This window comes from Lederbergia sp. B243.17 (genome assembly GCF_057657925.1).
Genome location: NZ_JBWBKF010000038.1, coordinates 1 through 26124 on the forward strand (window position 1 = coordinate 1; position 26124 = coordinate 26124).

35 protein-coding genes and 2 pseudogenes are annotated in these 26124 nt (G+C 41.7%); 9 read left to right on the plus strand and 28 right to left on the minus strand.

Features of this window, described 5'->3' with window-relative positions; genetic code table 11:
* A partial coding sequence (locus tag AC0TWI_RS06850; protein ID WP_488124311.1) for an IS3 family transposase occupies positions 1–99 on the plus strand: 99 nt, incomplete at its 5' end.
* 50 nt (positions 100–149) lie between these two features.
* Complete coding sequence (locus AC0TWI_RS06855; RefSeq protein WP_488125596.1) at positions 150–497, plus strand: GNAT family N-acetyltransferase; 348 nt, start codon at positions 150–152, stop codon at positions 495–497.
* A gap of 69 nt (positions 498–566) precedes the next feature.
* Here AC0TWI_RS06855 and AC0TWI_RS06860 read toward each other — a convergent pair whose 3' ends face one another.
* Both AC0TWI_RS06860 and AC0TWI_RS06865 read right to left on the minus strand, forming a co-directional pair.
* Positions 567–1721, minus strand: coding sequence for an endonuclease Q family protein (locus AC0TWI_RS06860; RefSeq protein ID WP_488125597.1), 1155 nt, complete (start codon positions 1719–1721; stop codon positions 567–569).
* On the minus strand, positions 1718–2275 hold the full coding sequence (locus AC0TWI_RS06865; protein WP_488125598.1) for an NUDIX hydrolase: 558 nt from the start codon (positions 2273–2275) through the stop codon (positions 1718–1720). The genes AC0TWI_RS06860 and AC0TWI_RS06865 overlap by 4 nt, the downstream gene beginning before the upstream one ends.
* Before the next feature lie 127 nt (positions 2276–2402).
* On the opposite strand from AC0TWI_RS06865, the gene AC0TWI_RS06870 reads away from it, so the two are divergent.
* Both AC0TWI_RS06870 and AC0TWI_RS06875 read left to right on the plus strand, forming a co-directional pair.
* Positions 2403–3329 (plus strand): aldo/keto reductase, encoded by a 927-nt coding sequence (locus AC0TWI_RS06870; RefSeq protein WP_488125599.1) that lies wholly within the window; start codon positions 2403–2405, stop codon positions 3327–3329.
* Between the two features lie 174 nt (positions 3330–3503).
* On the plus strand, positions 3504–4190 hold the full coding sequence (locus AC0TWI_RS06875; protein WP_488125600.1) for a CPBP family intramembrane glutamic endopeptidase: 687 nt from the start codon (positions 3504–3506) through the stop codon (positions 4188–4190).
* A 35-nt stretch (positions 4191–4225) separates the two neighbouring features.
* Here the strand turns inward: AC0TWI_RS06875 and AC0TWI_RS06880 are convergent, their stop codons facing one another.
* The 14 genes and pseudogenes from AC0TWI_RS06880 to AC0TWI_RS06945 form a co-directional block, all read right to left on the minus strand.
* Positions 4226–4531: a hypothetical protein gene (locus AC0TWI_RS06880; RefSeq protein WP_488125654.1), complete on the minus strand. Its 306-nt coding sequence runs from the start codon at positions 4529–4531 to the stop codon at positions 4226–4228.
* A 277-nt stretch (positions 4532–4808) separates the two neighbouring features.
* A complete protein-coding gene (locus tag AC0TWI_RS06885) occupies positions 4809–4919 on the minus strand; it encodes a putative holin-like toxin (RefSeq protein ID WP_488125601.1) in 111 nt (36 codons plus the stop codon).
* Between the two features lie 111 nt (positions 4920–5030).
* Positions 5031–5756 carry a class I SAM-dependent methyltransferase gene (locus AC0TWI_RS06890; protein WP_488125602.1) on the minus strand — a complete coding sequence of 242 codons (726 nt, stop codon included), beginning with the start codon at positions 5754–5756 and terminating at the stop codon, positions 5031–5033.
* A gap of 47 nt (positions 5757–5803) precedes the next feature.
* Positions 5804–5980 carry a hypothetical protein gene (locus AC0TWI_RS06895; RefSeq protein ID WP_488125603.1) on the minus strand — a complete coding sequence of 59 codons (177 nt, stop codon included), beginning with the start codon at positions 5978–5980 and terminating at the stop codon, positions 5804–5806.
* Positions 5981–5991: 11 nt separating this feature from the next.
* Positions 5992–6858, minus strand: a complete 867-nt coding sequence (locus AC0TWI_RS06900; RefSeq protein ID WP_488125604.1) for an aminoglycoside phosphotransferase family protein — start codon at positions 6856–6858, stop codon at positions 5992–5994.
* 32 nt (positions 6859–6890) lie between these two features.
* A complete protein-coding gene (locus AC0TWI_RS06905; protein ID WP_488125605.1) occupies positions 6891–7115 on the minus strand; it encodes a hypothetical protein in 225 nt (74 codons plus the stop codon).
* A 189-nt stretch (positions 7116–7304) separates the two neighbouring features.
* A complete protein-coding gene (locus AC0TWI_RS06910; protein WP_488125606.1) occupies positions 7305–7511 on the minus strand; it encodes a hypothetical protein in 207 nt (68 codons plus the stop codon).
* Positions 7512–7992: 481 nt separating this feature from the next.
* Positions 7993–8211, minus strand: a complete 219-nt coding sequence (locus AC0TWI_RS06915; RefSeq protein ID WP_488125607.1) for an NUDIX hydrolase — start codon at positions 8209–8211, stop codon at positions 7993–7995.
* A 68-nt stretch (positions 8212–8279) separates the two neighbouring features.
* Positions 8280–8732 carry a GNAT family N-acetyltransferase gene (locus AC0TWI_RS06920; RefSeq protein ID WP_488125655.1) on the minus strand — a complete coding sequence of 151 codons (453 nt, stop codon included), beginning with the start codon at positions 8730–8732 and terminating at the stop codon, positions 8280–8282.
* A 268-nt stretch (positions 8733–9000) separates the two neighbouring features.
* A pseudogene (locus AC0TWI_RS06925) lies at positions 9001–9405 on the minus strand (class I SAM-dependent methyltransferase); the annotation flags it as partial.
* A gap of 266 nt (positions 9406–9671) precedes the next feature.
* Positions 9672–9914, minus strand: coding sequence for a hypothetical protein (locus tag AC0TWI_RS06930; protein WP_488125608.1), 243 nt, complete (start codon positions 9912–9914; stop codon positions 9672–9674).
* A gap of 132 nt (positions 9915–10046) precedes the next feature.
* Complete coding sequence (locus AC0TWI_RS06935; protein WP_488125609.1) at positions 10047–10703, minus strand: Type 1 glutamine amidotransferase-like domain-containing protein; 657 nt, start codon at positions 10701–10703, stop codon at positions 10047–10049.
* Positions 10704–10717: 14 nt separating this feature from the next.
* Positions 10718–10933: pseudogene (locus AC0TWI_RS06940) on the minus strand (P-loop NTPase family protein); the annotation flags it as partial.
* A gap of 114 nt (positions 10934–11047) precedes the next feature.
* Entirely contained in the window at positions 11048–11221 is a 174-nt protein-coding gene (locus tag AC0TWI_RS06945; RefSeq protein ID WP_488125610.1) for a hypothetical protein, read from the minus strand.
* Between the two features lie 312 nt (positions 11222–11533).
* On the opposite strand from AC0TWI_RS06945, the gene AC0TWI_RS06950 reads away from it, so the two are divergent.
* Positions 11534–12229 carry a hypothetical protein gene (locus AC0TWI_RS06950; protein WP_488125611.1) on the plus strand — a complete coding sequence of 232 codons (696 nt, stop codon included), beginning with the start codon at positions 11534–11536 and terminating at the stop codon, positions 12227–12229.
* 181 nt (positions 12230–12410) lie between these two features.
* Here AC0TWI_RS06950 and AC0TWI_RS06955 read toward each other — a convergent pair whose 3' ends face one another.
* A complete protein-coding gene (locus tag AC0TWI_RS06955) occupies positions 12411–13220 on the minus strand; it encodes an aminoglycoside adenylyltransferase domain-containing protein (RefSeq protein ID WP_488125612.1) in 810 nt (269 codons plus the stop codon).
* Between the two features lie 432 nt (positions 13221–13652).
* On the opposite strand from AC0TWI_RS06955, the gene AC0TWI_RS06960 reads away from it, so the two are divergent.
* Together AC0TWI_RS06960 and AC0TWI_RS06965 are read left to right on the plus strand one after the other, a co-directional pair.
* Positions 13653–14006, plus strand: coding sequence for a hypothetical protein (locus tag AC0TWI_RS06960; RefSeq protein WP_488125613.1), 354 nt, complete (start codon positions 13653–13655; stop codon positions 14004–14006).
* Positions 14007–14398: 392 nt separating this feature from the next.
* Positions 14399–15388, plus strand: coding sequence for a ketoacyl-ACP synthase III (locus tag AC0TWI_RS06965; RefSeq protein WP_488125656.1), 990 nt, complete (start codon positions 14399–14401; stop codon positions 15386–15388).
* A 64-nt stretch (positions 15389–15452) separates the two neighbouring features.
* On the opposite strand, the gene AC0TWI_RS06970 is transcribed toward AC0TWI_RS06965, so the two are convergent.
* From AC0TWI_RS06970 to AC0TWI_RS07010, 9 genes are all read right to left on the minus strand, one after another.
* Positions 15453–15827, minus strand: a complete 375-nt coding sequence (locus AC0TWI_RS06970; protein ID WP_488125614.1) for a hypothetical protein — start codon at positions 15825–15827, stop codon at positions 15453–15455.
* A gap of 280 nt (positions 15828–16107) precedes the next feature.
* Positions 16108–16608 carry an N-acetyltransferase family protein gene (locus tag AC0TWI_RS06975; protein WP_488125615.1) on the minus strand — a complete coding sequence of 167 codons (501 nt, stop codon included), beginning with the start codon at positions 16606–16608 and terminating at the stop codon, positions 16108–16110.
* Positions 16609–16746: 138 nt separating this feature from the next.
* Positions 16747–17880, minus strand: coding sequence for a hypothetical protein (locus AC0TWI_RS06980; protein WP_488125616.1), 1134 nt, complete (start codon positions 17878–17880; stop codon positions 16747–16749).
* Positions 17881–17894: 14 nt separating this feature from the next.
* Positions 17895–19142 (minus strand): ABC-2 family transporter permease, encoded by a 1248-nt coding sequence (locus tag AC0TWI_RS06985; protein WP_488125617.1) that lies wholly within the window; start codon positions 19140–19142, stop codon positions 17895–17897.
* Positions 19142–20017 (minus strand): ABC transporter ATP-binding protein, encoded by an 876-nt coding sequence (locus AC0TWI_RS06990; protein WP_488125618.1) that lies wholly within the window; start codon positions 20015–20017, stop codon positions 19142–19144. Before AC0TWI_RS06990 ends, AC0TWI_RS06985 begins: the two co-directional genes overlap by 1 nt.
* 1 nt (position 20018) lies before the next feature.
* Positions 20019–20771, minus strand: coding sequence for a hypothetical protein (locus tag AC0TWI_RS06995; protein ID WP_488125619.1), 753 nt, complete (start codon positions 20769–20771; stop codon positions 20019–20021).
* Positions 20758–21324, minus strand: coding sequence for an RNA polymerase sigma factor (locus AC0TWI_RS07000; protein WP_488125620.1), 567 nt, complete (start codon positions 21322–21324; stop codon positions 20758–20760). The genes AC0TWI_RS06995 and AC0TWI_RS07000 overlap by 14 nt, the downstream gene beginning before the upstream one ends.
* A 233-nt stretch (positions 21325–21557) precedes the next feature.
* A complete protein-coding gene (locus AC0TWI_RS07005; protein WP_488125621.1) occupies positions 21558–21956 on the minus strand; it encodes a GyrI-like domain-containing protein in 399 nt (132 codons plus the stop codon).
* 232 nt (positions 21957–22188) lie between these two features.
* A complete protein-coding gene (locus tag AC0TWI_RS07010; RefSeq protein WP_488125622.1) occupies positions 22189–22962 on the minus strand; it encodes a Cof-type HAD-IIB family hydrolase in 774 nt (257 codons plus the stop codon).
* Positions 22963–23141: 179 nt separating this feature from the next.
* Between AC0TWI_RS07010 and AC0TWI_RS07015 the strand changes: the two genes are divergently transcribed.
* Positions 23142–24299, plus strand: coding sequence for a PstS family phosphate ABC transporter substrate-binding protein (locus AC0TWI_RS07015; protein WP_488125623.1), 1158 nt, complete (start codon positions 23142–23144; stop codon positions 24297–24299).
* Between the two features lie 51 nt (positions 24300–24350).
* The gene (locus tag AC0TWI_RS07020) at positions 24351–24860 is read left to right on the plus strand and encodes a GNAT family N-acetyltransferase (RefSeq protein ID WP_488125624.1); all 510 of its coding nucleotides are present in this window, start codon (positions 24351–24353) and stop codon (positions 24858–24860) included.
* A gap of 72 nt (positions 24861–24932) precedes the next feature.
* Here the strand turns inward: AC0TWI_RS07020 and AC0TWI_RS07025 are convergent, their stop codons facing one another.
* Positions 24933–25397 (minus strand): GNAT family N-acetyltransferase, encoded by a 465-nt coding sequence (locus AC0TWI_RS07025; RefSeq protein ID WP_488125625.1) that lies wholly within the window; start codon positions 25395–25397, stop codon positions 24933–24935.
* 47 nt (positions 25398–25444) lie between these two features.
* Positions 25445–26122 carry an HAD-IA family hydrolase gene (locus tag AC0TWI_RS07030; protein ID WP_488125626.1) on the minus strand — a complete coding sequence of 226 codons (678 nt, stop codon included), beginning with the start codon at positions 26120–26122 and terminating at the stop codon, positions 25445–25447.
* Positions 26123–26124: the final 2 nt, after the last annotated feature.

Below are 26124 nucleotides of genomic sequence, written 5' to 3' on the forward strand. Positions count from 1 at the left end.
ATTAACCATTATATGGTCTATTATAATAATTATCGTTATCAGTGGAATTTAAAAAAGATGACCCCTATTCAATATAGGAATCATCTTCAAACTGCTTAATCTCTTTTTTTATTGTGTCCTTGACATAGGTACCACTTTAGTCCAATCCGTTGTCTCAGTTCTTTTTCTTATATGCCGATAATGAACTTGCCGGATATCTGAAAGTGAACACCGGCAGCGCCCAGACCGAGGAGATGGGGAATGAAACGCTTGAGGTTGAGAGGATTTATATTCGAAGCAAATTCCAAAAACAAGGACTCGGCAAGTGCTTGCTCAATAAAGCGATAGAAATTGCATTGGAAAACAAGAAAGATAAAATCTGGCTCGGTGTTTGGGATCAAAATGAAAATGCGATCGCTTTTTATACAAAACTGGGTTTTGTCCAAACGGGGGCACATTCGTTTTATTTAGGCGATGACGAACAAATCGATTTGATCATGGTCAAATCGATTCAGTAAAACAAGAAAAGAGGCTTTCCAAAGCGAGCTTTCGGAATGCCTCTTTTCTCTGTTTTGTCTAAAGCTCCATCATTTCACCTTACCGTAGCGGCCGCCTCCGCCCCGTTCAAACTGGAGCGTGCCGCCCCTTGCTTGCATAATAAGGCCGGCGAGTGTTTCCTTCACAACCTCTTTCAATTCTTCTTCAGGGACACGGTGGAGGATGTTCATCTCGCTGCCGAAATGGGCATACAGCTTCTCCATTGTTTTTGGTCCGAGACCTGGGAGAAACTCGAGCGGCACTTGATGGACATACGGAGGACGGGATGGCGGTGTGGTGCCTGTTGCCAATTCGGCGATCCGCTCAGACACTCCCTGTGTCCATTTCTGTGATCCGCACACTGTGCAGCGTCCGTCTTCCACTGGCCCAAAGCATTCTTCGCATGCGGAGCGGTAGTATTTTCCGAGATATGGATTCAGCCCGTAATTCGCCACAATCTTGTTCCCACCCTCGCCTCGCAATGCTTTGGCAAGCGAACGGAAATCCGGCGATCCCAATTCGAACACCTGGTACTCACGCGCCAGCTTTGGCAAGGAATGGGCATCAGAATTGCTGACAAACGGGTAGCGGTGCAGCTCCTCAATGCCATCGGCCATCTCCGTATTGGAACTGAGGCCAAGCTCGATTGCATCAATCTTCTCCGGATCGAACACTTCCGCCAGCGACTCCTCTACCCCTTTTCCGTACAAACTTTTGAACGGGGTGAACACATGAGCAGGGATGAACAGGCCGCCAATCTCCTTCACCTTCGCCTGTACATTCCGGGCGGTTTCATAAATCCGCTGCGTGCTCAACCCGTTATTCTTCACCCGCTCCCCGAGCCACCGTGAAAAATCCTTCAAGGAAGCAAGTGTCGGGAAGTAGCCGAGCACATGCAGCGGACCGCGGCAATGCTCATCATTGATTTCGATTTCCACCCCTGGAATCAATGTCACTTTGCCTCTGTATCGGAACCCGCCTTCCTCAAGCTCAACAAGCTCTCCGCTTTCCAGTAATCCTTCAAGCTCCACAATCACTTCAGGAGAATGGCAGTCGATGACGCCGACGATGTCGAGACCCTTCGGAAAACGGGCCGCTTCCAAAATGTTTGTCAGCGTCAGATTCTTCGCTGCTGTGATTTTCACCGGTTTTCCCGTGAAGGTCCGGCCGATATGGATATGCAGATCGGCAAAATAGGCGGTCATCTCTGCTTCAATCCTTGCTGGCTTCTCAAATAGGCGACCGCATAGGCCGTTTTCGCATCCATAATCCTTTCCTGTTTAACGCACTTTTCCGCTTCTTCAAGCGTAAGTTCGAACAGATCGATGAATTCATCCTCATCCCCCTGGGCAGGAGTCTCCACCTTTTCAAGCTTTGTCGCGACATACACATGGAGAAGTTCGTCCGCGAACCCTGGAGATGTATAGAAGGAAATGAGATGCTCCAGTTTCCCGGCACGGTATCCTGTCTCTTCTTCGAGCTCACGTGCCGCAGTGATCTCTGGTTTTTCCCCCGGCTCAAGTTTCCCGGCCGGGATCTCAAGTATCGTCCGCTCAAGCGGCTTGCGGAACTGTTCGACGAAAATAATTTTCTCATCCTCGGTCAGGGCGATCAACGCGACTGCTCCCGGATGCTTGACGATTTCACGTTTCGCCTTATTCCCGTCAGGAAGCTCAACATCTTCCACTTGCAGTTTGATAACCTTCCCGTCATATATATCTTTTTTTCCGATTGTCTTTTCATAAAATTTATCCGCCATGGGCTGAGAGCCTCCTCTGAACTTTTCTACCGTATCATCTTACCACACCTCGTCCCGAACAATCCTTTTGTTTCCTCTCCCCCTTTTCCGGTAAAATAAGAATAGTGAAAGAAAGGCGGGATCTTAATTGAAAAAAAGGAAACTCGGCAATTCCGATCTTGAAGTATCCGTTTTGGGGCTCGGCTGCATGTCACTCGGGACAGATCGGGACAAAGCGGAAAAAATCATTGAAGCAGCGGTCGACAACGGCATCAACTATTTCGACACTGCTGATTTGTATGACTTTGGTGAAAATGAAAAAATCGTTGGAAGCACGCTTGCAGCAAAACGGGACAAGGTGATCATCGCGACAAAGGTCGGCAACCGTTTTAATGACATGAAAGAGGGATGGCGCTGGGATCCGTCGAAGAATTATATTAAAGAGGCGGTGAAAGATAGCCTCCGCCGTCTTCAAACCGACTATATCGACCTGTACCAGCTGCACGGCGGGACAATCGAGGACAATATCGAGGAAACGATCGAAGCGTTTGAAGAACTGAAGGATGAAGGGCTGATCCGATACTACGGCATCTCCTCAATCCGCCCGAATGTCATCCGCCAATATGCGGAGAAATCCTCGATCGTCAGCAATATGATGCAATACAATCCGCTCGACAGACGGCCTGAAGAGCTCTTCCCTTATCTTGAAGAACATCAAATTAGCGTCATAACAAGAGGATCTGTCGCCAAGGGATTACTGAGCGACAAGGTGCTTGATCGCATTTCCGAACAAGTGCCCGAGGAAGGGTATCTCGACTATACTCGAGATGAATTGATTGAACTGATCAGTTCCCTCGAAGCAAAGCTGATCCATGGGGGAAGGACGATGAACGAGCTTTCCCTGCAATACATCCTGAGCCATTCAGCCGTTGCCTGTGCGGTTACAGGAGCGAGCTCTGAAAATCAGCTTCTCGACAACATCCGCGCAGCAAACGCCGACCCGCTCTCCCTAGAGGAGAAGGTGCTGATGGAAAAACTGACGAAGCCATCGATTTACGAGCAGCACCGAAAGTAAGTGTCATGCCGGAGTCTATCACGTCTGGACTCCGGTCATTTTGTATGAGGAGGAACCGAAATAAACCGGATCTTACTAAGCAAGCTCACTTGTACCCTACTATTCATTTCGCTTGTTGTTTTTATCCAACTCAACAGCATTCCCCTGCTCGTTCTATGGACAGCTGTAGCAGCTTTGGCATTTGCAGCTTTGGGAAAAAGAGAAAAATCAATTGTGCTCTTTACAGCCTGTTTTGGCATTGGCTTCTATTTGTACATATACATCATCCCTGATTATATTCCAGATATGGCGTCAAGAGAGATGGGGATTTTTCTAAATAGAATGTCTCTGTCAGCCATCCTGCTTCCATTGGCTGCCTTCTCGCTTTTCTCCCATTTTCGCTTCAATGCATATTGGAGATCGCCCGAATGGAAATCGACGATTCGCCTGCCGTTCATTTGGTGGGGATTCCATCAAGCTCCTGTCTTCCTGTTTCTGATTATTGCAATAATGATTAACGTTATCGTCTTCCTTCCTTTTCTTTTTTTGCGTGAGTTAGGCCCGCTGAAAGAAGTCCTTATACTGGGTTTGTTATTTTCAATTCCAAATGCTTTTTTTGAAGAATTGATTTGGAGAGGCGTCCTGCTCACCCGCTTTTCTGAGCAATTGGGCGAAAAATGGGCTGTCCTGATCACAAGCCTGGGCTTCGGCCTGCAGCACTACTCACTCGGCTTTCCGTGGATCGTTTGCCTGTCTTTCGCCATTGGAGGACTGTTTTACGGAGGGATTACGGTCAAATCAAAAAGCATCTTCCCGGCGATGGGATGGCATCTTGCAATGAATTGTCTGATGGTGGCGAGCGGGATGGTGTTGGCGGATTGATTCCTCCTCATCCCGTTCTAAAGAAAGTTACCAATTTATGAATGACTTTTTCTATTTTTACTCGAATATTCATAAACAATATAACCAGCCAAATAGCCGATTGCAGCTCCTAAACTGACGCCTGTCAGCATTGAAACTGGAACAAACAAGCTTACAACGGTCCCTATGGCGCAACCAAAAAGCATTCCTAAGGGGATCAGACTGTCCAGCAAACTTTGCTCCTGCTGTGAATCCTTCCTGCCAAGTGTACCGTTATTGTATTTAGATTTTAGCCTGTACACGACAAATACTACGATCGCGCCAACGATCAGCAAAGGCAGAAGGACGCGGATGATTTCCATGAATGTTTCCATATTGTAGTCCCCTTTCTATTGATTTACTTCCATCTATGATTGCATTGATTAATAAGAATGTCAGCATAATCCCAAATTTTAATTTAATTATTTATAAATGCGTAAACTCGGTGAAAATGTGGTAAACTAAACATATACTAAAAGAGACCGGGTGCGCGAACACCCAGTCGTTTGCAGCTGACATCCGCAATGAGCGGTCGGCCAAAGGTAAAGAGTGTTTTAAAGAAGTAACCATCTCATCTACATGGACCGTAGCGGAGGATGGTTACTTTTTTCTATTGATGAACAGAGCAATAACCGCAACAATGGCTGTTACCATTGCTGCAAGAAGCATTCCAAATTGGAATAGCATATTTATTGACTCGTATGTCACCATAATATCACCCCCTTTCCCAAGGGAGTGCCAACCGTCCATCCGCTTTTATGCAGCTGCTTATACTAGTTTATCACGTTAGTATGAAAAATTAAGTAAAAAATCAAATTGCTTTCACATCTTTTGTTTTATGCTATGAAAAATAAACGATCTGCTTTCGCAGCTCGCTGCCTCAAAAGTCCAATCTCCATACACATTCATTTCCGAAAAACCCGCTCTCTGCAAGGATTCACGTATTTCTTCTTCTGTCCGGAACTTCAACTGCATTTTTTCATGGATAAGCACTTCATTTGTACGGGCATTTTTTACCGTTTCATAGAATGTGTAAATATCATCGACAAACCCATCGTATGTTGTCCATATTTCAAGCGGCTCGCCGTTCTCCTCATCCGTTGCGAGATCAGGTGTGTCATCCTTCTCCCACTGTTCCCAAACCTTTGCTGATGGATTCCGGGTGTCAAAAATGAAATGCCCTCCCGGTTTCAGCGCCCGATAAGCATCCTCAAGGACATGCTGCCAACTTTCATCCTTAAGAAATACTTGCGCAACATTTGCCGTCATGATCACGGCATCAAAGGCATCGGTTTCCAGGTCCGAACTGTCGCCAACGAGCCAGGTCACGTCACCCGGGTATTCTTTATTTCTCGCATACTCAATCGCTTCTTCATTCGGGTCAATGGCTGTAATACAGTAGCCCGCTTTCGCGAAATGGGCGGTCAATCTTCCCGTCCCACAGCCTAAATCCGCAACGTCTTGAACGTTTATTTTTTCTAAGAGGGCTAAAAAGAACTCATCATCCTTGGCCCACTGGTTAATTTGGTCATATACTAATGGAATCAATTATTTACCTGCTCTCAAAGATATTGTTATTAAATCGACTGTCATACTTATTCGGCATCATTTTTTTCCGGCAGCTTTTCTGAAAGCACCAAACAAAGTGTTGCTATCGGTCCAAGGAAAATGGAAAGCAAAAACCAATTCAAACCCGATCTGTTTTTTCCTTGTGCCAACCCCGCATTAATGAGCATGAGAGTGCCCCAACCAACAAAATATTCGTTATCCAAGCCAAATCCTCCTAATTATGCAGCATTCTTTTCAAAATCGAAAAATTTTGCTCCAGAAAAGCAGCATGTTTTTCGATTCCACGTCGTTTGCACCAGCCAATGCTGTTAAACGCATCGGTAAATTGATAGAAAGGCAAGACGACTTCTAAATCAATTAATGGCCGAATGGTATTATAGCCATCTTGATAGGAACGGTACAGGGCAGGATCGAAGCGTAGAAAATCACGGTACAGCTTCGTAAAATCAACTTCTGTAGAACCAAAGCGCACACTTTCAAAATCGATCGTTCCCGATACTTTGTCTCCATCAACAATGATATTGGCTGGACGGAAATCCATATGAACAAAGCTAGGTCCGTCTGAAGGGGGAAGCTGTTTTTTCATCTTCTCAAACTTTTCAATCGCCTGTCTGTACAAATCGTCATCCAAAACTTTCTTAACATCCTCAGCAAAGCTGGTAAATTGTCGTTCCACAAAATGGGACCAGTTCGGAAATTCATTTTGGATTCCGGTTAACTGCAACGCAGCAGGCGGCTGAATTTGATGCATGGAAGCATGAAGAACCCCGACCTGATATGCAACTGCCGGTGAAGCCTTGGGTGTCAGCGGCCGCCCTTTCAATTGGGACAATAAAAACGCTCCCGGACACTCCTCATCACCAGGCCAATAATCCAACAGTTCAGGAATGGAAACTCTATCTTTTAAAATTTTATAGGCTTCCAGCTCCCGCTGATACTTCAACTTTGTATAAGGTATTTTAATATAAACACCTTTCCCATTATGCAACGTGCATTGATAAACCGTTGAGCTATGGGAATCTTCAACCTCGTTCATAGATAGCATATTCAATTTGAATTGTTGAATGACTCGGTTTAACACCCAATCCCCCCTTTTCGTTATTGTGATATACGCTATTTCATCATCACACTTATTATGTAAAATTGATACAGTGCGGGCGCCAACAAACCGATTGCAAGGAAAAGAACCGCCGCTGTCTTTGACAGCTTAGCCATTCGTTCATTGTCCGATTTTACATGCTGAAAAAACGTCAGGGTATAATAAAAACAAAGTACGAAAGAAATCGGGGCGAGCATCCAAATCCATTTTTCCGCTCCCATTGCATATAGGTTATCCATTCAAACACTCCTCTCCTTTGATTTTTTTTCCCTTCGAGAAGAATCATGTAGAGCTTTTGTTTTCCTTCAGATTCAACCATCAACATATGCGTATCATTGTTGTTGGTTGAAAATATCTTTGTTCCGGCGGATAACTTAGTAGCGTAGAAGTTTTTGAAGTTCCAGATGGATGTTGTGGTTTTTTTCACTTCACCCAAATCCTACTTTTTTAAACTCACTTTCATTTATATGGTCTCGGGCCTCAACATGAATGTAGATTAAGTCATTATATTGCAGTATGTCCGCTTTCGGATTTTCCGTTAAAATAGATCGTGCAGTTGGGTTTCCAATGGACGATGAACATCCAACTAAGGTGAAAAGAATGATTAGAAAAGAGACGATAATATTCTTTTCCATAACCAAATACCTCCCGACTTATCCGATCCTCTAATATATTGAGAACTATGCTTTAGCAAAGTGCTTATATGGATTTGCTATAGTTTATTGCTCGGTCTAGCTGATAGAATTGTAATAAAATGAGGAAAAACTTAACCTAAAAGCGTTATCTTATCCTAATGTTAAAACCACACTATATCTACTTTGAGATGAAATTGGCTAAAGTCTAATATTTTTTTTTATACAAACAGAATATGCCTTTACAGAAAAAGCGATTACATTGGAACCCTTACTGTTATGTAGGTAGTCCATCAGTCAGAATACCTTTGCTCATCTTTACTTGTTCAATCATATGCCCAATATTACCTTCACCTGCAAATAAGGTCATGTCAAAAAAGTCTTGATTCAAATCTGACCAATACAATTCATTTTCATCTCCTGCTACAACTACATTACTTTTCAATTTGCCGACATAAACTTCAACGTAGCAACGTTGTATGTATTAATGAAAATCCATTAGGTGATGTAAAGTGATATTTTCTTTTGCAATATTTGTTTCCTCAAATAGCTCTCTATAAGCAGCTTCCATTCCTGTTTCTCCATTTTCGATCTTACCGCCAACCAGGTTACTTAATCCTTTATAAGGGTTCTTCAAACGTTTGCACATTAGCAATCTATCCATATCTTTATTGAATATCATCAGAACATTATATCCTTGCATCCGATCATCTCCATTTTTTTAGGTTTGAGCTATCCATGCTGCCCGCATTCCATTCAGACCCTTTTTATCTACAGATATTGAGATAGGCGAATCATATCTCTGCACTGGATGCCGTTTTCGTAAATTTCCTCCGGATAATGCCTGACGAAAAAGTCTAAATCGACGCCAGTAATTCTGAAGCCGCATTTTTGGTAAAGAGCCAGTTGTCCTATGCTTGAATTCCCCGTTCCAACCTCGATGGTTTTATAGCCTTTTTCCTTCGCCACCCTTACTGCATCCAGAACCAACCGTTTGCCTATGCCCCTGCCCTGTTGGCTTTCCGCGACCGCAACATTGACGAGTTCCACTGTCTCTGGCCTTGTTGGCAGCAATACATAGACTCCGATCGTCTGTTGGTTAATTTCCGCTATAAAACATTCGCCCCGCTCGACATATTCTTCTACTATTTCCTGTGAAGGATCGGCCAGCAACAATAGTTCGATTGGAAGGTTTTCTCCTTTTTTAACTTTCCGAATGTCCATTTTCATCTCTATGAATCCCTTCCAGATTTCGCTTCTCTAATTACAAGCGTTGTAAGATCGTAACATGGCACGCATGATGAATATCGTGTTCGAACCCTTTGTATTCACTCTCCAAGTACGTATAAAGTTCTTCTATTATAGTGGCTCTTTCTGTTTCCTGAAAACCGGATAGCCAAGACAAGGAACTTACCCTCAGGCATATGCCTTCTAATCAATTCGAGTGTATCAACAACAACTTTACTCGAAGAAAGAAAACCGGAATCCATCACAAGCAACGATCCATTTTCCTTAAGAATCCTTGTGATCTCGGCCAGAGTTTGATTCCTGTCGAACCAATGCCAGGCTCTTAGCACCGTCACAAAATCAAAGGCATTGTCGGGTAAAGAGGTTGCTTCGGCATAGGCATTAATATAGTCGACGCTGCCCCTTCTTTACTATCAATCTCTTTGGCTTCAGCCAGAAGCTCTTTCGATGGCTCCACTCCTACAACAGCTGCCCCTTCCTTATATAAAGCCCTTGAAAGTACCCCTGTCCCAGCCCCTAAATCTGCTGCTTTTTTCCCCTGTAACACAATGCCTCGCCGTTTTACCCCTTCTAAAAGTTCAGCAGGCAAATCATTCCGATATCTGGCATAACTTTCAGCGACATTCCCAAAATTAACGTTCATGTGCATTCCTCCTGCTACTTTTTGTTTTCCTAAAGAGAACAGGTTCTCCGTAAAAAAATACCGCACAGCAAGCGACTGTTATCGCAACTGTTGATAGGGTCGATGGGTATTTTACGATCCCTATCGCAAGAGCGATAATAAACATAGCTAAATGCAAGAAAAACCGGGGTTTTTTCATTTTTAGTTGCTCCTATCCATCTTCGTCAGTGCAGCCACATCCCCATGACAAACAACGACCAAAGGGATACAAAGAAACCGACAGCAGTATTGACTCAGAATAATTCGAAGTAAACTTTTCGTTTTTCTTTTTGAGTAATCATCAACCTGATCGTCATGACGAACACAAGAACAAACAGACTGATGCTTGTTACCGTAATCATTACAAGTGGTATGACCGGAGAAGCAAAGAACAGGAGAATTTCTAAAAAATACGCCAAAAATTGCGCGCACCACCCTAAAAATGCTCCCAGTAAAGTGATCAATAAAAGAAAATCAGGTTTATTTACCCTTTCCATCATACATCCTCACTTCCCATCGTTATTGCACACTGAAGGCCGTTTTAAGCAAGGTTGAAGGTTGAAAGAATTGCAGCTCGCATCCCAGTTTAAAGATAGTAATAGAACCGTAAGATCCTGAAATACAGGCTATTAATTTATTTTTCGTATGATGTCATTTTCTAAACGATATACTCTATTGCCCTCAATAGAGTGAAGATGTCCGTTTAAAAAGTAAGCACAAGCATCTTCATCTATACCGTAATATGCATGGTTATTAAATGTATTGGCCGCGTTTCGTAAATGTGATTCATCATTCCATTGCGTGAAGTGTACGGCAATCAATGCATCAGCTAGTAAACCCAATCCTTTTCTATATTGAAATTCCTTTTGTTCATTGTCTTTAGGGGAAATAATACAAAGTTCTGGACTTATTAAAGCACCTGCCGAAAACCCAGCAACTGGGATACCTAACTCATAGCATTCTTTTATTGTATTTGAAATTGCGCTCTCAACAATGTAATTAGCATATAAGTTCGTATTTCCTCCTCCAATAATGATACCTGAACTTTTTCTCAAACAATCGATAACTTTTTCTTTTGACGTTGAAGGAAGGGGTAGAAAATAGAATTTGTTTAATCCTAAACTTTCCAATGCCTGTGTATATCGGGGCATAAATTGTTCCCACCCCTCTCTCTCAACAAATAAAATAGAAACGGGAACACTTGTTGAAGCATTTATTACAAACTCTTTCGCCATATTTAACGTGAATGGAGGACCACCTCCAAAAAGAAACAGATGTTTATCCATAGTATCACCTTTGTTTATAGAATTTGAATTTTATCTAAAAACCGTCTAACTTCTTTTGGGGATTTCAATATAATGACTTTCTTTTCCGTCTGCATGTGATTCAATTTATTAAGTATCTCTGGAGTTTTCGTTTCAGGGTAGTTCCAGATCCATTTGAAAAACTCTGGATCAAATCTTTCTTCGCAGCCCTCTGCCATAACGGGTCTTGTTTTCTTTCGATACTTAATAATGCTATAGGTGAATAAAAAAAGGAAACCGAGATAAAATGGTAGTTTCTCTGTTTAACTCGCTGTCTTGTTGCATAACATTCGATTCTATATGAATTTAGTATGAAGTGTAAGTTTTTAAGGTTTTACCTTTTTACCATTATAAAATACCAATAGGGATCCAATAATCACGCAAACAAGTCCACCTAAACCAGTTGTTATAATTGATAGTTCTTCTTTAAAAAAGAAATGAATGATACTTAACAAAATAATATATATCCATCCAATAACATTGACCTTATTGAGTTTCATTCTGCCACCTCCATTAATGAATCGCTTTATTTCTGTTTTTCATTACTATGACTATCTATAAATAGGAACCAGCAAGGTACTTCGTTCTTATCTGTATGTGATAATTTATCGATATGTTTTAATAAATTGCTGAACGCTCATTTTCGCCCCTCAGAAAGGTATCAAATACCACAGTTACCTTTAACAGGGCCAAATACTTAAATTTATCGAAACGACTGCTTCTTTAGCACTATTCTGGTGGGATGTTGAAACAAAAAAAGACCGAGGAGCGTATTAGGAAATGAAAAAGATGTGATAAAGGGATGATCTATGATGAAGAGAGATTTATCAAAAAAAGCATGGTTGAAGTTCTACCTGACCATTGGCGCCTTTTCTGCGTTATGGTTTCTTCTATTTTACTTGATCAACAGATTGGCGAATAACATGGATGACGCTCTTTACTTCGGCACACCGATCAGTGCCTACATTACTTTTTTTCTTTGTGCGGCTCTCTTCGGGATTATATCACGGGGTATTTATTCTTCCATCCAAGAAGGAAAGCGCCAGAAATTCAAGCAGGAGGATTGGATTGGAACGAAAGCAATCTTGAAACGTGCCCGTATTCCAATTCTGATTTCACTGCCATTTCTCTATTTAGGATTGACAAATTTCATTGTGCTCACGGAAGAGGATATCGCTTTTCAACCCTATTGGAGTCTGAACAAAATAGAGTATTCATGGGAGAGCGACATTACAGCGGCAGTTGTAGATTACTCGATCAGCATTGATTCCGATTCACGGAAAGAATCCTTTGACGGGAAGTATATACTCCACTTTAACGATGGCAAAAGCATTGATCTGTGGGCTGATACATTCGAAGGTCATCTTGGGACCATCATGAAAGTCGACAAACTTGTCCGCAAGAAGAACATTCCTTTTTATGTAAACCGAGCGCCTTCAGAAGCCATGATCAATAAGTTCTTTTCTACTGATGCAGAGAATATACGAAAGCTTTATTACGAACGATGAGCAAAGAGAGCAGCAATTTGTTCCTGCTCTATTACTAGGCGATCCGGTACAACCACAATTGGATTGATGCTTATATCGGATTGTAGGTATTCATTTCTCACAGTTTTTCATTGCCTTTGCCTAATCCTTCGAGCACCATTGCAAGGCATTCGTAAAAAAGATCTTCTCTGCAGCTTGTTCATCAAATAGCTCGATCGTTACAAAGCACAATCAAGTATTCCGAAAAATCGATCACCGCGTTTACCCGCTCTTCGTCAGATTCGAAGAGTTTTGATGCGTCTTTATTTCGTATGTTCAATGCCTCTTTTATAATACTGTGCCACTCCTCTGGCAACTGCAGTAAACCATACTCACCTGCACCCGTTTTTGAGATAATATCGTTTCCTTTTAACGTGTAATATTGACGCAGCAAACCAAGGACGGTCCATTCAATTTCTTCATTGATGAGATGCTGGGGCAAATTCATTATTTGTTCTTTGGCATTTTTTATCACTTGAATACGATTCGCCCAATATGAATTCATATTGGCCAACACATACGACAGTAGTTGATCCGGTTGAATATCAATCTGAAATTCGACAGCATTGGGACCCACTATGTTGATCCCCTTTTCCTTGAAGATCCACCAAGTGACAGGATTGAAATTGAAATAAGGGCCGACTGTCAGCGTCCCATTATTGTAATATGGACATGTAGTATCATCATTATTGATCTTGCCCATGTCCTCCCAAGTCACATACACGCCATCCATCTCTGGCTTTGGATACTTTTTTGCCAGCTCAGCATGGATGAAAGATAAAGTCTCAGTATCTTCCCCGGTCAATCGGCGGCCAGTTACTGCGATAAAATCAATATCACTGGAGCCATCCACATAAGCCTGCAACGCAATCGAACCGTGAATATATAGTCCCTCAAGCTCACCGGGATAATGTTCGTTAAAAAGAGAAATATACTCGCTTAATACAGTTTCTACGGAATATGGTACGTTCAATAAAATCTCCTACTCTCTTAAAAAACATGAGAAAGCCCAGTCCTCCACTGAAAGTTTTTTTGATAATCCCCGTCTTCAAGCATTCCAGCTTACAAGTTCTGAATTCATGATATATTCCTATAATTATAAGCCACCACCAGATTCTTTTCCATTCGATTACCAACTAACACTAAGAAATACCCTTATAAAACAAGGGAGATTTCACCATACCACTTTTCCATCTTGGATCCTGTGGCTGGCAGAGGGGATATATTTGCTCTAATCTAGCAGCATCTATGTCAACTATGAGAACAATTTTTATGAAATCAGTTTAAGGTCTACATATTAACAAGGAGCATATTGATTTCGCTCTTTTTTTGTACCATAATATAACAGGGAAAAATAATCCATAATGTGAAAATACATACGGCATGAAAGGAAAGTGGAAAGGTTATGGCAGCAGAAGGAAGTTACACCATGGTAGTAAACAATCTAAACAAGACAATTGATATGACAGTGAGCGGAACATTTACGCCAGAGAAGGCACAAGCGTTCATCTCTGATTATCAAAGAAAGGTATCCAGCATTCCGGCAAATGAGTTCACTTTGAAGTTTGATTGCAGGGATTTGGAAGTTGTCACGCAGGATATGATTCCTAGTTTGATGAATTGCTTGGAAATGTACAAGCAGACTGGCTTTAAAAAAGTTGAGGTTGGTATCAAGCAAAGTCCTATTATTAAGATGCAGCTTAATAGATTGGGGCGTAATGCTGGGTTAACGAATATGGAAGTTGCAGAGATTTACTGACAAGTGATTGTAATTACATGAATGCAAAGGAAGTTCTAGTCGTAATAAGTGATGAAGTAGAACACCGGCTTGGACTGTTGAAGCAGTTAGCAAATAAATATAAAAGCCAAGTCGATTCTGATGCGTTTATCTAAATAAAAGCGAGTCGTGACAAATTAGGACGACTGTTAACCTAATTGAAGGGATTCGAAGAGGGCTTGAACTCGAAGGACCCTGGTTAACGTGAGCATTTTTATGTGAAACATGGCGAAGTGAGGCTCTCTAGAGCTTCACTTTTTCTATGTTATATTTTCCATCTCTCTATCTCCCAAGTCCATTTACTATTCTCTCCTTGTCTCAAGCAGAAATTATGTTTATTTATCAGTAAAAACATCAGGAGGCGCATTACAGCGATGACAAATATTAAAATTAGTGAAATAGAAGTTTATCACCCTACCAAAACCGAAGGGAACGAGTTCTATGTCAAACATTTTCTAGACAAAACCGGTAAAGATATTACCAACTTCTTAAACATGATGGGGAGAAAACAACGTTATTTGGTAGAGGGAACGGAAGAGAACTCTGCATCAATGGCTATCGAGGTTTCTCAGCGAGTCTTGAAACGTGCGGGGTTGACCGGGCAAGATATCGACATGATTGTTTTTTCTTCTCAGGTTCCTGAAACGACAGTCCCGACCAATGCGATTTTTGTCCACTCTGCTATTGGGGGTAAGAAGGATATGGTTATCTATGACATGAATGCCAACTGTGCCGGTATGACAATAGCGGTTGAGCAGGCTTCCCGGTATATGCTGTCGAGCCGGCACGTAAACCGAGCGCTTGTTGTTGGATCTGACTACCTTTCCTTGGTTGCAGACCCAGAAGATGCGATGACGTATGCCAATTTTGGTGATGCCGCTTCTGCAGTTATTTTAGAGAAGACGGATGAGGATACCGGATTCATTGATGCCATGTTCGAAGTGGATTCATCAAACCGAGACAACATCCGTTATCCGAAAGAAGGGCTTTCACAAGCATTAAGAGGGAATGGAAATGTAGATTCTATGCTGTGGCTTCCTTTTGATGGGAGCATGTCTTTGCCTTATACTTATGAAATGTTTGAGAAAATCTTAGAACGAAATGAACTCACTATCCATGATGTAGATCGTTTTTGTTTATCTCAATTTGCTCTGGCAAACATCAAGAAAATCCAGGAACATTTTGAGCTTCCGGATGAAAAAATGGTGTATGTAGGAGACCGCTATGGATATACCGGAACAAGCAGTCCATTTGTCGCTCTTTATGAAGGAATACAATCAGGAAAGATCAAACGAGGAGACCTTGTATTATTCTGGACAATCGGCGGAGGTCACGAGTTTATTACCATGCTTTATAAATACTAATATATATTGAAAAGAAGCTTGCCCGAGAAGGTGAGCTTTTTTAGTTGGCTCTCTGTTAAAGTATCTATCTTTTTTCAATCGCCATCCGCAAGTTCGAGATAACTCCAATAAGCAATACTAACGAACAAACCATTTTTTCAAAAGGCGTTCCAAACAATTGTTGTATAAATCCAAAAGACCAAAGTACAACAAAAAACCAACATATAACGGTTATTCCTCTTTTGTATTTATATAGTTTAATTCTACCCGCAATCAACGTAAAAACTACTCCAATAATAGAAATAACGATACTTATAACTGATATTGGTAGCTGTTCAGCGAATGATTCAGACCTTCCACCATTAACCCATGTGAATGGAATACTTTTGCTTATAATAAGAAAGTGGAATAAGATCGTCAAAGAGTAAAAAATAATTCCCATAAATACAGCCGTTTTCATATTCATTTTCCTGAGTTTTTCTAAAATAAAATCACCTCATTTTTATTCCTTTCTCATCCTCGAATGTAAACACTCGTCACTCCGCCTGATGTCCCCAGTTTTTTTGTCTAATCCAAACTACATATCCAATTCATCACAAGGAATACATAACGGGTCGGACAGTTTTCTCGCGAAGGTTGTTTTCCGCTTCCGATCGACCCGATAATATGTATCCTCTTCGGATGAATCCCTTCCATTAAATCCTCCACTCTTTATCTATATGTTCTACTTGAAACATTTCTTACAAGAACAACGCCATAAGTTCTTCATCATAATAGATATTGTTATATTTCAAAGCCCTTTTCTCTTTTCCATATACTTCAAATCCGCAAGAGGCATAGAGCTTTTTAGCAGAATCATTTGTAGTTACAACCGTTAAGTAAATCTGCTCGACCCCCTCCAACTCTTTTGCTTTTTCAATTGCTTTCGTAAGCAGTGCCCGGCCTAATCCCTCGCCGCGTTTTTCCGGTTTGATATACATCGCGGCAATCGTTGTGCGGTGGCGGAGCTTCACAATCTGCTCCCTAAATAAACTAACGACACCGACTAGCCTCTCCCCTTCAAATGCACCGAATGTAAAGCTGTCTACTGACGCCTCAAATCGGGTTTTATAGGTGTCTGCTGTTCTATTTTTCTCTTCTTCATATGTCGACCCAAAAGCATCCGGACGATCCTTAAGGGCTTCAAGCCTGATGGAAAGATACACCTCGGCATCATTTGGGTTTAGCTGTCTAATCTCCATTTTCGTTCCCCCCATGTTATACCCAGCTTGATAATGCTTTTATTGTAACACGATTATTCAGTCTTTTTATTCACCTTTTTCATTTTGCAGTTCGCATAAGAACAAAGCGAGAGTCCCAGATTGGCGACTCTCGCTTTTTCATTGTAAAATATCTCTTCTCTTCTCGCGTTTCCATAGGAATATGAGAAGGGCAATACAAACCAATACCAATACACTGTATAAAATGGGTGCAAGCCATTTTGGAGTCCAGATGAGTATCATTTTCGGCAACAGCGGGTTCAGGCCGAATATGAGGAAGCCGGCGATGCACGGAATTTGAATGCCGATCAGTGATACCATATTCGGAACCACGCTTGAAAAACTGATCGAGAGTGTCACAAATAAGAACCCAATCACGTAAATCGCAGCAACACAGAGCAAAATGAATTGCAAGAATGTCGGATCGAACCAAGATTCATTTGCGATAAATGTGTTGATGTGGACATTGAAAAACATCGACGTGTTATTCAAGGAATACAAGCTGAAATAGACCGCCAGCAAACCAGTGATTACGATAAAGGCGGCGATGTATCCTGCCAATAATTTCGTCTTGAACAGGTTCCGCCCCTTTTTCGTCGTGTATTGAAGCGGCAGAAGATCCCCCGAACGGTCCTTCAGCATTGTTGGGGAAACCATTAATACAACACTGAACAGGATCGCAACCCCAACATATGAAATGAAGTCTTTAAAATTTCTGATGACAATTTCTGTATATACACCGAACTTCTTTTGATCAATCAATTCCTCAAAACGATGTCTTTTGCTATCGGGCAGCACTTCGGGGATTGTATATCTCCTCTCGTAGAATTCAATCAACCGCTCTCGCTCTTGCAGCTCCCAAAAGAGATCAGGGTGATCTTCGGCAAAAAATAAATTGTTACGAAGACTCTCTTCCTCTTCGGAGGAGCTGTGCCAATCATACTCCTGAAAATCTTCGTACGAAACGATGCCTACTGCAGCAAACTCTTCTCTTGTCAGCAAAAATCGGTCTGCCTCTTCCACTTTTCCTTCGTACTCCTTTTTAAAGTCAGCGAACTCCTCTTCATCCATCGATTCGCCATACTTTCCAACCATCTCTACACCAAGATTATAAGAATAAATCCCACTGCCATTTGGGAAATTGGTAATATAAAACTCAATCAATAAGAAATAGAGGACGGCATTGACAAATAAAAGCAATAGCATCGCCTTCCAAGTAAAGATTTTCTTCACTTCATTCCATAAAATCCTCATTGCTGCACTCCTTACTACATATCAGTTTTTAAGAAACGTTTATACGAAAGTAAACAGATGACCGCCGCAATGATCGTCCAACAGCCGATGGTCACTGCTTCAAAGTTTTCGAACATGATCAGTCCGCTGCTGCCCATGAACGAAGAGCTTACCGCCAAGAGTAATGTCGGCAACGTGTAAGCGGAAACGAATAACAGGACCGAGGATTTTGGCATGAAGCTTGGCAGCAGCCACATCAGTATGAAGAGCGCAGCCATCAGAAAGAAACTGATGTAACTGTTTTTCGTTTTAATCGAAAGCGCAAACGTCAAAGCAGAAAACAACAAGAGGGCAATGAAAACGAGCGCGATAACACCGGCTAAAAAGGCACCGACAGATAAGTCCCACCACGCCACATAGGGGAAATTGTATTCCCAGTTGAATGCGCTGCTGATCGATGTTTTCCACACACGCGAGTAATCAAAGACAGTGAAATACGTGCCGAGCGTGATGGAAAATAGAAATACTGTACTCGCTGCTGATATTGCCAAAGACGCCAAGAGCTTGTCCTTCATCAGCTTCCTTCCGCGCTTTGTCGCAAACCCGACTAGATGGGTTTTGTTTTCAAACTCGTACGTCGTGATCAAGGCTGTCGTTAAGATGATCAGCAGCAACGCTTCCACGATGATATGGAGGAATACCGTTTTAAAGAGAAAGCTATGCATGAGGTATATTTTTCCGGCGAAAAACCATTGCTTATGCTCCTTGTTGTTGACCATCGCCGTAAACCGGTCTGCGAACTTTTCGCTTTCGTTCGCAAACATATCAGCCGCTTTGCCAGAGAGACCATACTTTTTTATTTCTGTATTGGCGAGGGACTCCAAGTCAATGGCCGCATAGTCTTTATCAATCGATTGAGCGATGCCAAAATACATTTCCTTCAACTGCAATCGATTAATGAACTTCCATTGTTCTTCGCTGTATCTATCTTGATCCTCAAATTTCAAGCCATCTAGAAAATCATAGACACTCTCAAACTTTTGCCCGGTCATTTCCGTTAAAACCGAAAGATCGGATTGTACATCCTTTTCAAATTGCTGCAGCGACGCATCGGTAATATCCCTGCCATACTTGTCAATGATTTCATTCGTCATTTTCAATTCTTCTTTGTGTCCGGATGAACTAATGATGACAAACAGATTAAACCCTAAAAAGAGGATGAGCAGGCCAATGAGGATCGGCGAAGTCATTGCCTTTTTGCATTCATACATGAAAATACGCATCATACTTCCCCTTCGATTTCATCACGGAATTCGTAAAGGAATACATCTTCTAATTGTGGTGGTACAGCAGTCCATTCAGCCTCTTTCGCCCCTTTATGAATGAAGCGGACGTACATATTCCCATACTCCTGTTTTTCCGATAGCAGGACATACTTCTTTCGGAATGCGTCCAGCTCTCCGTAAGGGATTGTCGTTTCAAACACATCCGAGTTCAATGTCGCGCAAATCACCTCGACCGAATCCTGATAAAGCAGCTGCTTGTCTCGAATCATAATGATTTCATTTGCAATCGTTTCGATATCCGATACGATATGCGTCGAGACGATGACAAGCCGATCCCGGGCGAGTTCGGTGAGCAAATGGCGGAATCTTGCTCTTTCTTTCGGGTCAAGGCCGGCTGTCGGCTCGTCCAAAATTAAGATTTTCGGATCGTTCAGCAAGGCTTGCGCGATGCCCACCCGCTGGATCATCCCGCCGGAGAATTTCTTCATTTTTTTATTGGCAACCTCCTGTAAGGCAACTGTTCCCAGCAATCGATCGATTTTTTCGAGTGCCTCCTGTTTTCCGATTCCTTTCAGAGCCGCCAAATAGAGCATATATTGCTTGGGTGTATAGTGTTTGTAATAGCCGAATTGCTGCGGCAGAAAGCCGAGCAGTTCGCGGTATTGTTCCTCCATTTCTAGAATGTTTTTCCCGTTATATTGAATTTCCCCTTCGCTCGGGGTGATCAATGTTGCCAACATTTTAATCAGCGTCGTCTTCCCGGCACCATTCGGGGCAAGCAGGCCATACAGACCCGTATTGAATTCCAAATTGATCCTTTGCAATGCTGTAAAATCTCCATAGCGCTTGCTGACATTTTTCACAACCAACATATTAAAATACCCCTTCCGACTGCTTGAAATCGAGTAGTTTTTTCAAATAGCTTATATAGATCATCAGAAATCCGAGCAGAACAGCCGCATAGACGAGTATCGGGATTTGGAGCAGCAGTCCGATATAAAAATCGTGATTCGATGATTTCAACATTAGGTTGCCGAGCATCCACACGGCAATCGTGACAGTCACAATCCCCTTCGTCCTCCGCTTCATCAAGGCGAGTGAAAGAATGAAAGAAAAGAGAAATAGTGACGTTCCGGAAAGAAGGAAAGCACGGAGAAAATGAATTTCTTCATACCTCATGGCGAGCAAGGCGATGGCTGCCGTATTCAGGACCATTGTTGTCGCGCTAAATGCTAGCAGCCGGAAAGCCATCACTTGATAGACATTGTACTTACATGCCATTTCAACGTCATAGGTTCCATTTTGTGTTTTATTCATATACGTGAAAACCGAGAATGCTAGAAATAGAATCGGCGACAAAAGAAAAACGAAGGCATAGAGATCCTGAATATCACCTGAGTACGGAGTGGCGAAAAAAAGACCATATAATCCGATGAGGATGCTCACTATGCAGCTAAGTTCCAATCGGTCTGAAAACAGATGCCTCCACCCCACTTGTTGAACGATGGAGCGCAAATAGGACGGAAATGACTCCTTTTTCACTAAGCCGTGTGAAACAATTTGGCTGATTTGCTCGGCGATGATGCTGTCATCCGGCATCGGGATGTTCAATTTATCTTTCTTCACAAGCTAGCGCCTCCCATTCTTTCCGAATCCATTTTAGTGTCGCATAATATCTCGTTTTGACCGTCGATAAAGGAATGGCTTCAATCGAGGCGATTTCACTCAACGTATATTCACCGAATAGCTTCAGGCGGATAATTTGCTGAGAATGTGAATCCAGCCGATTCACCAATGAATTAACAATCTCTAATTGCTCCTTATATTCGAGTGCATTTTCCAAGTTAAACTCATCTTCAAATTCTTCTTGCACCTCATCAATCGGCTGTGTGAATTGTGCATACCGATAATGTCTGGAGCGGAAGTAATCAACGACCCGATTTGAGGCCACCCGATACAGCCATGTGCGGAAAGACGCCTTTTTCGGGTCGTAGCTATGTATCGCTTGCAATACACCAACGAATAACTCCTGCGTCAAATCCAAAGACAATTCCGGATCCAATGTCTGCTTGTAATGGAATGCATACATCTCCTTATAATATTTCGTCACTAGCGAATTCGCCGAGGATTCCTTCGCATTCTTCTTTATTTGTTTGATCAAACGTAAGTCATTTTCCATTTATTCATCCCATGCTTTCCCAATATCATCGCCTATTGGTATATTCGTAGTTTGTTCATAGAAAGTTTTAGCATCTTCAAAAGTTTATTCCTTTTATGCTCTTGCATTACCTTGAATTGTATAGCAAATAGCAGGACAGTATCGTATTTTTGAAAGTTCGAATATAAAGATAGAAAAATAAAAGGGTTCTGCATATTAGTCATATCTAATATGCAGAACCCTTTCTTGTTTCACTATTTAGTAGCTATGTGAATCTCGATTTGACCATTAGGGTAATATTTTTCATAATCAAATGAATAAGCTCTCTTTAAATCTCCTCTATCTTCAAGCTCCCAAATCTGCTTCCAGGTGTTAAGTATTCCATTTTCATCTAAAATATCTACTTCAAAAGCCTCATATTTACTTGTATTTGGAATTTTAATTGTCGACGCGTTATCACTACTTTCTATTGCTACGCTCAATGTATACTCCCCTTTATAATCACTCTCATAATCATGATACAAACCATACGTAACCTCATCCTGATTTTGTAAAACACTTGATGCCCCTTTCCACAAATCTGTAATCTTTTGCATGATAGCCTCATCTTTAAAATTATTTGTTCTAACACTTTTAATAATCGTTAGGTTCATTATAAATAATCCTCCCAATATTTTATTTATATCTTTCAGCAATTCAACCCTCTTCTTCCATTCTTCTTTCCCATTAATTAAATTTCATTTTTTTACAATTATTTATTCAGTCTCATTTATATGTTTTTTCCATTTAGTAAGTGTTAGTTGTTCTCCCTCATAACTTTTTAAACTTTTGGCGTAAGCTACTTACCACATTCCAATAAAAGAGATACCCCTCTCCAAAGCGAAATTAAATCACTCCGAACCTTTCCAGCGCAAAAGAAATGCCGTCCTCACTGGATTTCTTTGTCACGAAGTCGGCAACCTTTTTTAAGTTCTCATTTCCGTTTCCCATTGCGATACCTAAACCGACCAGTTCCAACATATCAATATCGTTCTCCCCATCACTGAATGCAATGGCCTCACTCTTATCAAGATTAAAATAATCCAGCACTTTGATGATCGCTAAGGACTTTGATATGTCTTCTTGCAACACATTCAGAATATATGGGTGCCACCTTTTAAAGGTTAAATCGGGAAACCTTTCAACATATCTTATAAGGGTGTCATCGTCTGCGAAAAGGCACATTAAAAATAATTCATCTTCCAAAACCTTTTGATTGATCGGGGGATACTCGTTCAAAAACAGGGTTTCCTTCAGTGCTTTTAATACATTGTCATCTTTCATTCCATTCATGCTATAGCTCTCGGAGTAGTACGCTAATGCATTGTTTTGGGTATGGGCAAACTCAACAACTTCGTGCACGATTCTTTTATCCATCAGGACTTTATGTATAATTTCATTGTGGTGTTTTGCGTGCCCTCCATTTGCAGTAATGAAAGTATCGATTCCTAACGCTTTTATTTCGTCACACATCGATAATGGTCTGCCGGTCGCTGCTACGACTTGCAATCCTTTATCTTTTAACATTTTAATCGCTTTTTTTGTACTGTTTGAAATGCTTCCGTCCTCGAAGTTTGTAATCGTCCCATCAATATCAAAAAATACAATCTTATACCCCATTTAAAACAACCTTTCGATTAAATTAATGGTAAAATTCTATATAATCAAATATTATCACAGCATTGAAATGCAGGGCCGCTAAATCTATTGATGTTATATGAGTGGTTATGGCGGTAAGAGACGACTCGCCTGCCATCTTCGTACTGCTATAATGATAAAAAAAAGGGATGAGATGCGGAATGAAACTAGCTGGCAGAATTGCTTCTTTGGCAGGTTTGATCGTAGTTGTGTCATTTTTCGGGGTGCTGGGCAGCTTCATGTTTTTGTTAAGCGGGCACAGCGAATGGATACCTGTACTAATCGGAACATTACTCGGTTTTATTGTAATGGTTGGCTTGGCAATTTTTAAGATCAATCGGCGTTCCGTGTTCTACGGCATTCCGCTAGCGATCGTTGCGATCGGATTTCTAGTTGCGGCTCCCGAGCTCTATAAACTCACAAAGCCAGTCGTAGAGACAGCAGATGTCGACTTGTACGAATATGCACCAAATCAGCCGGATACGAAAGCGGTACAACTCGGCGGGCCAGCTTCCTTCGAGATCGAAGAGGATATACCGAAACTTGACGGAGCTACCGCTCTTTATCCGGTGTATGCTGCTTTTGCCCAAGCGGTCTATCCGCGAAAGGAATACGACCCTTACGATAGCGAAGTCATGTCAACCAGGACCGGGGAGGCGTATGAGAACCTGCTAAACGGTGATGTCGATATCATCTTCGCGGCTAGTCCGTCGGAAGAACAGCGCAAGCGTGCGGAGGAACGCGGCAAAGAACTCGTCCTCACCCCAATCGGGAAAGAGGCCTTCGTCTTCTTTGTCAATAAGAACAATCCGATCAAAGGGCTGACTCAGGAACAACTGCGCGACATCTACTCCGGCAAGGTGACGAATTGGAAAGAGGTCGGCGGAAAGCGAGCGAAAATCAGGGCATTCCAACGCTCCGCAGATAGCGGCAGCCAGACGGCACTCGAAGGGTTCATGGGCGACGTGCCCATTATGGAAGCACCGACTGAAGAAGTCGCCGATCTCATGAGCGGGATTATTACGAACGTAGCGGATTACCGAAACTATGACAGTGCCATCGGTTATACATTCCGTTTTTATTCGGAATCCATGGTCGGAAACAAAAATATCAGACTGCTGGCCGTCGACGGGAATGAACCGACTATCGAGAAGATCCGATCGGGGTCGTACCCGATCACACACGAATTTTATGCCATTACGGCAGGCACTGAAAATCCCAGTGCAGACCGCTTCATCGACTGGATTTTGTCCAAAGAAGGCCAGGAGATCGTGGAGAAGACAGGTTATGTCGGAATTGGCGCTGACAGGTCAAATTGATTTTGCGAAAGGTTGGGCAATTTAGATCGCAATCGAAAAAGGAGGAGAAAAATGGAATACCATGAAGGTTTTGAAGTAAAAATAGCTTCAAAAGACGACAGCCGTGTAATCATAAACATGTTAAAACAGATCGCTCAATGGATGAAAGAGAATAATATAAATCAGTGGAGGTTTCTATTGGACGGGGGTGATGATGAGGAGATTGAAAAAGCCATACTGGACCAAGAAACATACATTGTATTAAAAGATAATGATATTGTGGCTACATTCACGCTATTATCTGAACAAAGTGAGTGGGATAGCCATATTTGGGGAAGTGACAGTTCTTCAAAGTCGCTTTATTTACATAGACTTGCCATCCTCCCTGCCCATATGAAGAAAGGGTTAGGCAAAAGCATATTGTCTTGGATCCAAGACAATACTAGTGATAAAGAATATCTTAAGTTAGATTGTGTGGCAGACAATATGAAACTGAATCATTTTTATAAGTCCAATCGCTTTGAATTTCTCGGTGTAACCGATGGACATAGCAAGTATCAAAAGAGGATACAAAGAATATAAGTCAAAACGCTTGGAATCTTCCAAGCGTTTTAACCATTTAATGAGATGTCATCTGTATTCAAAGCACTCATTTCATTTTAAATCGAATTTGAAAATATCTACCTTTTCATTTCTATCATCTGAGACTGCGCCTACAAAAATCCAGCCCCTGTTTCTATAATATTCGGAAGCATGTTCAGTTCTCAGATAAAGTTCTTTATAACCTAAGTCCTTAACGACCTTTAAAGTTTCAGTTATGAGAGCTTGTCCTACACCTTTGCCACGATATTCAGGTTTTGTATATAAGGATGCAAGCCAGGGTTTGTAGATATCTTGTGTCTTTAAATCATTTTCAAAGATTGATATTGTTCCTAAACACTTTCCATCGTCTACTGCTATTAATGTAATGGGAAACTCATCCTTTTTAGTGTTTGAAAAGAAATTTTTCACCTCTTGAAAAGTAATTTTGCTATTTGTTTTTACCACAAACTCTTTATAAACCATATCTGCAACGTCTTCGATATAAGCGGATTGATTTGATAGAAAATCAATCATCATCTGTCACCCCCTGTTACTATCTACTTAAGTTCAAGAAAAGCGCCCTATCATCGGACTGCTGGCTCATTGTCATTTAAGGCAGGCAATAACATTCTCAACTCATTCAAATTATGTATGACCACATGAGCATGCACAAGTTCATCTTCCTGGGCAAAATCAAAATGACACCCGATTGAAATCAATCCGTTCTCTTTCGCTGCATTGATATCTGAAAGGCGGTCACCCACTACCACGCCGTGGACAATCCCGTATTTGTTTACTATCGTCTTAACCAAATCCGCTTTGTTCAATGAGTCAATTTCTTGTATGCTGAAGGTTTCGGTAATCCATCTATCCAAATGATAATGCTTCACGATTGCCTCTAAATATGCAGTTAAACCGTTGCTTGCTATGTAGATCGAATACCCATTCTCTTTTAAAAACTGCAAAACAGATTCGGCATGGGGATACAGCGCACCATTGCCCTTTTCTATATTCTCAATTAATCTTTCAAGAAAATACGCATCAGTGTATTTTCGCTCTCCATGGGAGTGTTCAGGCAATAATGCTTCCCACACTTTCGGCAATGGAACGCCCATGATTTCACGATACTTTTGAATGGGTGTCTCTCCACTCCATTTATGAATAGACCGTAAATGCGCAAACGTGCCCTCCAGTGATATTTCTAAAATTTTGTCAGTTTGAAACAGCGTCCCGTCCATATCAAAGATGATTGACTTTGCCATGC